This is a genomic window from Caulobacter sp. D5 (assembly GCF_003185805.1).
GTDB lineage: Bacteria > Pseudomonadota > Alphaproteobacteria > Caulobacterales > Caulobacteraceae > Caulobacter.
In genome coordinates this window covers 1-7601 of the sequence record NZ_QHJY01000451.1, presented here as the reverse complement: position 1 = coordinate 7601, position 7601 = coordinate 1, and the positions used below count along the sequence as shown (strand labels likewise).

General features: G+C 69.6%; 13 protein-coding genes and 1 pseudogene. 3 read left to right on the top strand and 11 right to left on the bottom strand.

All coding sequences use genetic code 11. The features are described from left to right. Positions 1–68: 68 nt before the first annotated feature. The 6 genes from panB to DMC18_RS23375 all read right to left on the bottom strand — a co-directional run bounded on the left by panB (position 69) and on the right by DMC18_RS23375 (position 3607). Entirely contained in the window at positions 69–896 is an 828-nt protein-coding gene (gene panB, locus DMC18_RS23400) for a 3-methyl-2-oxobutanoate hydroxymethyltransferase (protein ID WP_110117810.1), read from the bottom strand. A gap of 55 nt (positions 897–951) precedes the next feature. Beyond that, on the bottom strand, positions 952–1332 hold the full coding sequence (locus DMC18_RS23395; protein ID WP_110117809.1) for a hypothetical protein: 381 nt from the start codon (positions 1330–1332) through the stop codon (positions 952–954). Then, a complete protein-coding gene (locus DMC18_RS23390) occupies positions 1325–1897 on the bottom strand; it encodes an RNA polymerase sigma factor (RefSeq protein WP_110117808.1) in 573 nt (190 codons plus the stop codon). The genes DMC18_RS23395 and DMC18_RS23390 overlap by 8 nt, the downstream gene beginning before the upstream one ends. Before the next feature lie 34 nt (positions 1898–1931). Further along, positions 1932–2330, bottom strand: coding sequence for a DUF6249 domain-containing protein (locus DMC18_RS23385; protein WP_110117807.1), 399 nt, complete (start codon positions 2328–2330; stop codon positions 1932–1934). 118 nt (positions 2331–2448) lie between these two features. Beyond that, a complete protein-coding gene (locus DMC18_RS23380) occupies positions 2449–3126 on the bottom strand; it encodes an HAD hydrolase-like protein (protein WP_233248271.1) in 678 nt (225 codons plus the stop codon). 133 nt (positions 3127–3259) lie between these two features. Beyond that, on the bottom strand, positions 3260–3607 hold the full coding sequence (locus DMC18_RS23375; protein WP_110117806.1) for an ArsC family reductase: 348 nt from the start codon (positions 3605–3607) through the stop codon (positions 3260–3262). A 128-nt stretch (positions 3608–3735) separates the two neighbouring features. On the opposite strand from DMC18_RS23375, the gene DMC18_RS23370 reads away from it, so the two are divergent. The 3 genes from DMC18_RS23370 (at position 3736) to DMC18_RS23360 (ending at position 5036) form a co-directional block, all read left to right on the top strand. Further along, positions 3736–4338 carry a biliverdin-producing heme oxygenase gene (locus DMC18_RS23370; protein ID WP_110117805.1) on the top strand — a complete coding sequence of 201 codons (603 nt, stop codon included), beginning with the start codon at positions 3736–3738 and terminating at the stop codon, positions 4336–4338. Then, complete coding sequence (locus DMC18_RS23365; protein WP_110117804.1) at positions 4316–4771, top strand: YbaN family protein; 456 nt, start codon at positions 4316–4318, stop codon at positions 4769–4771. Before DMC18_RS23370 ends, DMC18_RS23365 begins: the two co-directional genes overlap by 23 nt. A gap of 70 nt (positions 4772–4841) precedes the next feature. After that, positions 4842–5036: a hypothetical protein gene (locus DMC18_RS23360; RefSeq protein ID WP_110117803.1), complete on the top strand. Its 195-nt coding sequence runs from the start codon at positions 4842–4844 to the stop codon at positions 5034–5036. Between the two features lies 1 nt (position 5037). On the opposite strand, the gene DMC18_RS23355 is transcribed toward DMC18_RS23360, so the two are convergent. From DMC18_RS23355 to DMC18_RS23335, 5 genes and pseudogenes are all read right to left on the bottom strand, one after another. Beyond that, positions 5038–5610 (bottom strand): 2'-5' RNA ligase family protein, encoded by a 573-nt coding sequence (locus DMC18_RS23355; protein ID WP_110117802.1) that lies wholly within the window; start codon positions 5608–5610, stop codon positions 5038–5040. A gap of 73 nt (positions 5611–5683) precedes the next feature. Continuing rightward, entirely contained in the window at positions 5684–6388 is a 705-nt protein-coding gene (locus tag DMC18_RS23350) for a glutathione S-transferase N-terminal domain-containing protein (protein WP_110117801.1), read from the bottom strand. A 95-nt stretch (positions 6389–6483) separates the two neighbouring features. Continuing rightward, positions 6484–6624 (bottom strand): annotated as a pseudogene (locus tag DMC18_RS27365) (hypothetical protein); the annotation flags it as partial. Positions 6625–6645: 21 nt separating this feature from the next. Next, positions 6646–6909 (bottom strand): EscU/YscU/HrcU family type III secretion system export apparatus switch protein, encoded by a 264-nt coding sequence (locus tag DMC18_RS23340; protein WP_110117814.1) that lies wholly within the window; start codon positions 6907–6909, stop codon positions 6646–6648. Then, positions 6906–7601 (bottom strand): flagellar hook-length control protein FliK (locus DMC18_RS23335; protein ID WP_146218190.1); only part of this gene is annotated, 696 nt, incomplete at its 5' end. The genes DMC18_RS23335 and DMC18_RS23340, both read right to left, overlap by 4 nt.

Below are 7601 nucleotides of genomic sequence, written 5' to 3'. Positions count from 1 at the left end.
TTGAGAGACCCCTCACCCGACCTCCTTCGGAGGCCACCCTCTCCCGCAAGGGGAGAGGGAAAAAGAGGTCAGTCCTTCTTGGCGTAGTACGTCTCGGCCGCGCCGGGGAAGCTGCGGTCCTTGACGTCGCGGGCGTAGTCGGCGGCGGCCTTTTCGATCTGGCCCTTCAGGTCGGCGTAGCGGCGCACGAACTTGGGCGTCCAGTCGAACAGGCCCAGCATGTCGTCGCTGACCAGCACCTGGCCGTCGCAGCCGGCCGAGGCGCCGATGCCGATGGTCGGCGGGGCGATCGTCTCGGTGATCTCGCGGGCCAGGGCCTCGGCGACGCCCTCGACCACCACGGCGAAGGCGCCGGCCTCGGCGGTGGCGCGGGCCTCGGCCAGGATCTTCTGGCGGCCTTCCTCGTCGCGGCCCTTGGCCTTGAAGCCGCCGTCGACCAGCACCGCCTGCGGGCGCAGGCCCACATGGCCCATCACCGGCACGCCGCGATCGACGAGGTAGCGGATGGTCTGGGGCACGGTGGGGCCGCTCTCGACCTTCACGGCCTGGGCCCCGGTCTCCTTCATGATGCGCACGGCGTTGGCGTAGGCCTCTTCCGGCGCGCCCTCGTAGGAGCCGAAGGGCATGTCGACGACGACCATGGCCTTCTTCGAGCCGCGCATGACCGCCTGGCCGTGCAGGATCATCATCTCCATGGTCACGCCGACCGTGTTGGGCATGCCGTGGACGACCATGCCCAGCGAATCGCCGACCAGCAGCACGTCGCAGGCGTCGTCGAGGGCGGCCGCCACCGGGGCGGTGTAGGCGGTGAGGCAGACGATCGGAACGCCGCCCTTGCGGGCGGCGATATCGGGGGCGGCGAGACGGCGGACCGTCTCCTGGCGATGGGCGGACAAGACTCGCTCCGGCTCTCTTCGATGACCGGAGCGCGACGGGGGCCGCCCTCCGGAATTAGAACTCTTCGACCAGTCGGGTGACGGCGAAGGCCAGAGCGATAGCCGCAAGCGCCGCGCCAAGCCACAGGGTTTCGACGCTGGCCGGCGTGGCGACGAACTGGTCGATCCGCCCCATCAGCTTGTCGACGCCCATGTCCATGCTGGTGACGCCCTGCGCGGAAGCGTGCTGCAGGTCCGAGGCGAAGCGGCTGGTGATCAGTTGCCCGACCGCCACCACGCCGGCGACGGCGCCGGCCGCGCCGATCAGCAGGCGACGCATGGCCCAGCCGCGGTCGAGCCGCCGCTCGACCTTGGCCTGAAAGGCGTCGGCGTCGGAAAAGGCCGGCGGGGCCGCGAACAGCCGCGAAAGCTGGGCGTCGAAGTCGCGATCAACCATGACCTTCCCTCCGCGCAGATGAGTCCGGTGACGGGGCCAGTCTGGCCCGGAGCTTATCGAGACCACGTTTGACATGGGATTTGACCGTCCCGATCGGGATATTCAAGGCCTCGGCCGCCTCGGCGTGCGACCAGTCGGCGCCGTAGCACAACGAGACGCACAGCTGCTCGCCGCGCGACAGGCCCTTGAGGGCCTCGTCCAGGTCGAGCCGGTCGCCCGGCGAAGCGCTGGTCGCGGGCGAAGGATCCTCCGGCGTCTCGTCCGAGAAGATCAGCCGCGAGTCGCGCTTGACCTTGCGCAGATAGAGCCGCGCGGCGGTCTTCTTGATCCAGCCGCCGAAGGCCCCCTCGCCGCGATAGTCGGCGATCTGCTCGAAGCCGACCAGGAAGGCGTCCTGGGCGACGTCGTCGGCCGTGGCCGGATCGGCGCCGAGACGACGCAGCAGGCCGCGCACGGAAGAGCCGTGCCGTCGCACGAGTTCCCCGTAAGCCGCGCGATCGCCGGTGGCGGCCAGGGCCGCCAGCTCGACATCGTGACCTGTGGTGGGCGGGCGTAGAACACCCATGATGAAAAGTCCCCTCTTCCCCCGGAAGTCCGTCTCAGAGCTGCGACGGACCACCCTTGTTGGGGTTGAAGAAACTCAGAAACACGTAGGCCAGACCGATCAGGGCGGGGATGGCGCCCGCGCCGAGCAGCGGATGGAACGCCTCGCCGTGGGCTTGGCCCAGGATCACGCCCATGACCGCCAGACCGGCGCCGACCGCGATCATGATCACGCCGATTCGCATGTCGCGCAGCGCCGACGATTCCTTCGGCAGCTTCACGTCCTTGGTCATCGCGTCGATCAGTTCGGGCGGCAGCGGCTGGCCGCGCTCGATCGCTGCGCGCACTGTGGCCTGCATTTCCTGCTTGTTGCGGCTGCGCAGCCAGACCGGCACCAGCACGATCGCGGCGATCATGGCGAACAGGCCCAGAGGCACCAGAATTCCACCATCCATGACTCGTTCCCCTTCGAATGACTTGGACGAGAGCCTGTCGCTTTCGTCTCGTACAGGGAAGAGGCTTTGGCGACGCCGTTTGGAGGCGCCGCGCGAGATGAAACTTTCGTAAGGCGGATCAGGCCGTTGCGACGGCCGCGGCGGCCCGTTGCGGCGCGAGGCTGGCGACGATGTCCTCGACGGCGTCGAGCAGCACGGTCGGGGTGTGGTCGACCAGCAGCTGGCGGGTGGCGTAGCCCCAGGTGACGGCGCCGGACGCCAGGCCAAGCGCGTTGGCCGCGTCGATGTCGCGGGTCTCGTCGCCGATGGAGATCACCCGGCCGGGCCGCACGCCGGCGGTCTTGATCACCTTGAGGAACTTCTTGGCCTTGCCGAACAGCGAGGCGCCGCAGCCATAGTGGTCGATCAGCTTGGCGAGGTCGGGACCCAGCACGGTGCGGATCGTGGCTTCGCTGTTGGAGCTGACCACGGCCAGGCGCACGCCGCCGGCCGACAGGGCGCGCAGCATGTCCGGAACGCCCGGGAACAGTCCGATCGAGCCGATCTCGGCGGCCATCAGCTTCTTGCCGTGGGCGGCGATGATCGGGATCTTCCAGGCCGAGACGCCCAGGTACTTGATGATCTCGCGATTGGGACGACCACGGAGCATCTCGACTTCCTCGTCGGTGACGCTCTTGAAGCCGTAGATCCTGGCCATCGGATTGACGAGCTTCAGCACCACGGCACCGCTGTCGGCCAGCGTGCCGTCGAAATCGAAGATCGCCAGATCGTAAGGAAGCCCCGAAGTCACGCCCACTCAATCATCCTGTCGCCGCCGCCCCTTCATGAAGGGAGTCCGGCCGTTTCCCAAAGACTTAGCCGCTGTTTGCCGCGGTTGTCGCCCCAAAGTTCGCCAACTCGCGTATTTCGTGCAAGCCCTGTTTCGCGCTTCAGGCGAGAACCGCCGCATAGGCCTCGGGCTTGAAGCCGGCCAGCAGCTTGCCGTCGATATCGAGGATCGGCCGCTTGATCATCGACGGCTGGGCCAGCATCAGGTCGACGGCCTTGGCCGCGTCGATCCCGGTCTTGTCGGCGTCGGGCAGCTTGCGGAAGGTCGTGCCGGCGCGGTTCAGCACCGTCTCCCAGCCCAGCTGCGCGACCCAGCCCTCGACGCTGGCGCGGTCGATCCCGGCGACCTTGTAGTCGTGGAAGGCGTAGGCCACGCCGCGCTCGTCGAGCCAGGTGCGGGCCTTCTTCATCGTGTCGCAGGCCTTGATGCCGTAGATCGTCACCGTCACCGGACGCGCTCCAGAACTTCGCCCGCGAGTCGGGCTCTCCTCCGACGGATTAGCATTTTCGCCAAAGAGCGCGGCGGATTTGATCCAGAGCAGTTGCGTCTCAATCGCGAGGGGGCGACATTCATCGCATGAACGCCATGACCGATCTCGCCAACGCCGAAACCCTGGCCAAGCGCCTCAAGGCCGGAACGACCCAGACCCACGAACGGCTCGACAAGAGCATCATGGCCGGCCGGCCGTTCGAGGATCGCGAGCGTTATGGCCGTTTCCTCGATGTGCAGCAGCGCTTCCATCGCGACATCGACGGCCTCTACCAGCGGCCCGAACTGGCCCAGCGCCTGCCGGACCTGGACGGCCGCCGGCGCTTGGCGGCGATCGAGGCCGACCGCGCCGACCTTGGCCTGCCCGCCCAGGAAGACCTGCCGCCGCCGGTCTTCACGGCCGACGCGGAGCCGGACCTGGCGACGGCGCTGGGCTGGCTCTACGTCGCCGAGGGCTCGAACCTGGGCGCGGCGTTCCTGTTCAAGGCGGCCGCCAAGCTGGGACTGGGCGAGACCTTCGGCGCGCGCCACCTGGCCGGCCATCCCGACGGCCGCGCCGCCCATTGGCGACAGTTCACCGCCGCGCTGGACGCGGCCGATCTCGACGCGGCCGCAGAGGCCCGCGCCATAGCCGGGGCGAAAGCCGCCTTTTCGCAGGTGCAGGCCTATGTCGACGCCGCCTTCCGCTGAGATCCCCGCCGACGAGCTCCCTTCGACGGGGCTCGAAGCCGTCAGCGTCCCCGCCACGTCGCGCGGGGTGCGGATCGGCTATCTCGTGGCCGGCTTCGCCTTCACGGCGCTGGGCATCGTCGGGGCGTTCCTGCCGCTGATGCCCACCACGGTGTTCCTGATCCTGGCCGCGGGGTGCTTCGGCAAATCCTCCCCCAAGCTGGAGGCCTGGCTGCTGAACCACCCGAAGTTCGGTCCCTCGGTGCGGGCCTGGCGGGCGAACAAGGCCATTCCCCGCAAGGCCAAGATCGCCGCGTGCCTGGGGATGGCGGGCGGCATGGCGGTGTTCCTGCTGGCGGCGCGGCCCAAGCTCTGGCTAGGCCTGCTGGTCGGGGCGATCATGGCCGCCTGCGCGGCCTTCGTCGTCTCGCGCCCCGAGCCGCCGGCGGCCTGACGGGAGCTTGGCGCTAGGAACAGGCGGCGCGTCCCGACGGTTTTCTCTCCACAACCATCCGGAGGAAACCATGTCCAAAGCCCCGCCCATCCCGCCGGAGCAACGCGCCTTCAAGGGCCAGAAGCCCGACATCGAAGGCCACGCCAGCCGCGAGGACCTGCAGTCGCCCGATCCCGGCAACGCAGACGTAAACCTGGCCGAACAGGGCCGGCACGGAAACCTGCGCCAGAACACCAGCCATTCGGGGAACGTGCAGGACCGCTAGTTCACGCCTTCAGGGGCCAGCGCCCGAGCACGATGTGCCGGGTCTGGCCCAGCAGGCTGTGGATCAGCACGAATTCGGCAACCGGCCACGACACCGGCTGCACCGCCGTCTCGGGCGCCAGGCCGCGGTCGTAGAGCAGCGTCACGTGCGGATTGAACTGTTTGGCGACCTGCTTGCCGAGGCCCGCGTGGGCCATGGCCAGGCCCAGGGCCTTCTGAAAGGCGCGCAGGTCGGCCAGCCCCTCCCCGCCTTGCAGGACGAAGGGGTTGTTGCCGCGATTGTTGAAGCTGGCGGCCTTGTCGAAGGTCACGTCGAACGGCGCCGAGGTCGCGGCGACGGCGGCGCCGGCCTCCAGGGCCTGGGCGACGATGCCGCGCGGCAGGCCGGCGTAGTCGCCGATGTGATGCAGGGTGACGTGGAAACGGTCGGGCGTCAGCGGCGCGCCGGAGAGGTTCAGGCGGCCCTTCAGGTCGTGCGCCCGGCCGGCGATGGCCTCGGCGACCGACGGCTCGGGGAAGATCCCGAAGAACAGGCGGTCGGACGGCGGGACGTCGAGTTCGGGAAAGAGCGACATGCCCCGTTTCTTGAGCGGAATCGGCGGTCGTTGAAAGGGCGGACGGCGCTCGCCGCCCGCCCCCATTCCTTGATTACGGGCGCGCCGGGATGTTGAGGCCGCGCTGCACGGCCGGACGGGCCAGGCCCCGCTCCAGCCAGGCCGGGACGTTCTTCAGGCTCTTGTAGTCGACCAGATCGGCCGCCTCGTAGAAGCCCACGAGGTTGCGCACCCAGCCGAGCGTGGCGATGTCGGCGATGGTGTAGTCGTCGCCCATGATCCAGTCGCGGCCTTCCAGTCGGGTCTCCAGCACGCCCAGCAGGCGCTGGCTCTCGGCGCGGTAGCGCTCCAGCGGGCGCTTGTCCTCGTATTCGCGGCCGGCGAACTTGTGGAAGAAGCCCAGCTGGCCGAACATCGGGCCGACGGCGGCCATCTGGAAGAACACCCACTGCAGGGTCTCGTAGCGGGCGACCGGATCGGTCGGCAGCAGCTTGCCGGTCTTTTCGGCCAGATAAACCAGGATCGCGCCGCTCTCGAACAGGCCCAGCGGCTTTCCGCCCGGGCCGTCGGGATCGATGATCGCCGGGATCTTGCCGTTGGGGTTGAGGCTGAGGAATTCCGGCGTCCAGGTCTCGTTCTTGCCGATGTCGATCAGGTGCGGCTCGTAGGGCAGGCCCAGCTCTTCCAGGATGATCGACACCTTCACGCCGTTGGGCGTGGGCAACGAATAGAGCTGGATGCGGTCGGGATGGGCGGCGGGCCAGCGGCTGGCGATCGGGAAGGCCGAGAGGTCGGACATGGGAGCTCCTGGGAAGGGTCCCGGTCGATATAGGCGCGGCGCGGACGAGACCCAGGGGGATGGTCGAGACTTTCTTCGCCGCCTTCCCTTTTCTCGTCATCCCGGCCGCAGCGAAGCGGAGAGCCGGGACCCAGGGGCCGCCGCAACGCGCAAGCTACCGCAGGGTGGGCGCCCCATCGCCTAGCCCAGTCTCCTGGGTCCCGGCTCTGCGGCGCTGACGCGCCTCCGGCCGGGATGACGAGCTTGAGGGAAAACGCCTAGCTCTTGGCGGCGGTGCGCAGGATGAAGCCCAGGATCTCGGCCACGGCGACGTAGAGCGCCTCGGGGATCTCCTCCTCCATCGGGATGGTCGAGAGGGCCTGGGCCAGGGCCGGGTTCTCCTCCAGCGGCACGCCGTGCTCGCGGGCGGTCTCGACGATCTTGTCGCCCACCCAGCCGCGGCCGCTGGCGACCACGCGTGGGGCGTCGGGCGCGTCGTAGCGCAGGGCGACGGCGATGCGGGGACCGGAAACGCGGGTCATGTGGCGCGGTCCACGAAGCGGCCAGGCGCGGGCGGCGCGGCGACCGGCGCCGGCGAGGCGTGGAAGGCTACTTCCGGCTCCAGGGCGGCCTCGCGCAGGGCGGCGTCGAGGATCTCCTGGCCGCCGCGCAGGCGGGTCATGGTCTCGGTCCGCTCGGCCCACAGCGACACGCGGGCCCGCTCGCCGGTCAGGGCCAGTTGGGCGTCGATGCGGCCCATGGGCTCGACGTCGAGCGAGAAGCGCACCTTCCAGGTGCGGGCCTCGTCCGGACCGCCGGCGGCTCCGCCGCCGCCCCCGTCGCGGCTGATCTCGAACTGGGCGACGGACGAGCCCTGGGGCGTGGCGAAGGGCACGTCGAACACCCAGCGGGGACCGGTCTTCTCCTCGGCGGCGCGGCCATCGAGGGGCTGGGCGGCCCGGGCGGCGTCGGCGCGTTCGGGCAGCGAGGCGGCCTGCATCAGTTCCTGGCGGGCCAGGGCGGCGTCGACGCCCTTGGACAGTTGATGGGCGACCGTGGCGGGCGGCGCGTCATGGGCCAGGGTCGAGGTCACGGCCGCCTGGGCGACGACCGGTCCGCCGGCGAACGGCGGCGGCGGACCCTTACCGGGCGGCGTCAGGGGCGTCTGGACCAGCGGCTGGCGCACCACCGGCGCCTCGAAGCCGGCGGCGGCCTCCTGGGCCAGGACAAACAG

What these genes read in the sequence shown, in the direction of transcription:
- DMC18_RS23395 (WP_110117809.1), bottom strand. Translation starts at nt 1,332, where the DNA reads ATGGTTGATCGCGACTTCGACGCCCAGCTTTCGCGGCTGTTCGCGGCC.
- DMC18_RS23390 (WP_110117808.1), bottom strand. Translation starts at nt 1,897, where the DNA reads ATGGGTGTTCTACGCCCGCCCACCACAGGTCACGATGTCGAGCTGGCG.
- DMC18_RS23385 (WP_110117807.1), bottom strand. Translation starts at nt 2,330, where the DNA reads ATGGATGGTGGAATTCTGGTGCCTCTGGGCCTGTTCGCCATGATCGCC.
- DMC18_RS23370 (WP_110117805.1), top strand. Translation starts at nt 3,736, where the DNA reads ATGAACGCCATGACCGATCTCGCCAACGCCGAAACCCTGGCCAAGCGC.
- DMC18_RS23365 (WP_110117804.1), top strand. Translation starts at nt 4,316, where the DNA reads ATGTCGACGCCGCCTTCCGCTGAGATCCCCGCCGACGAGCTCCCTTCG.
- DMC18_RS23360 (WP_110117803.1), top strand. Translation starts at nt 4,842, where the DNA reads ATGTCCAAAGCCCCGCCCATCCCGCCGGAGCAACGCGCCTTCAAGGGC.
- DMC18_RS23355 (WP_110117802.1), bottom strand. Translation starts at nt 5,610, where the DNA reads ATGTCGCTCTTTCCCGAACTCGACGTCCCGCCGTCCGACCGCCTGTTC.
- DMC18_RS23350 (WP_110117801.1), bottom strand. Translation starts at nt 6,388, where the DNA reads ATGTCCGACCTCTCGGCCTTCCCGATCGCCAGCCGCTGGCCCGCCGCC.
- DMC18_RS23340 (WP_110117814.1), bottom strand. Translation starts at nt 6,909, where the DNA reads ATGACCCGCGTTTCCGGTCCCCGCATCGCCGTCGCCCTGCGCTACGAC.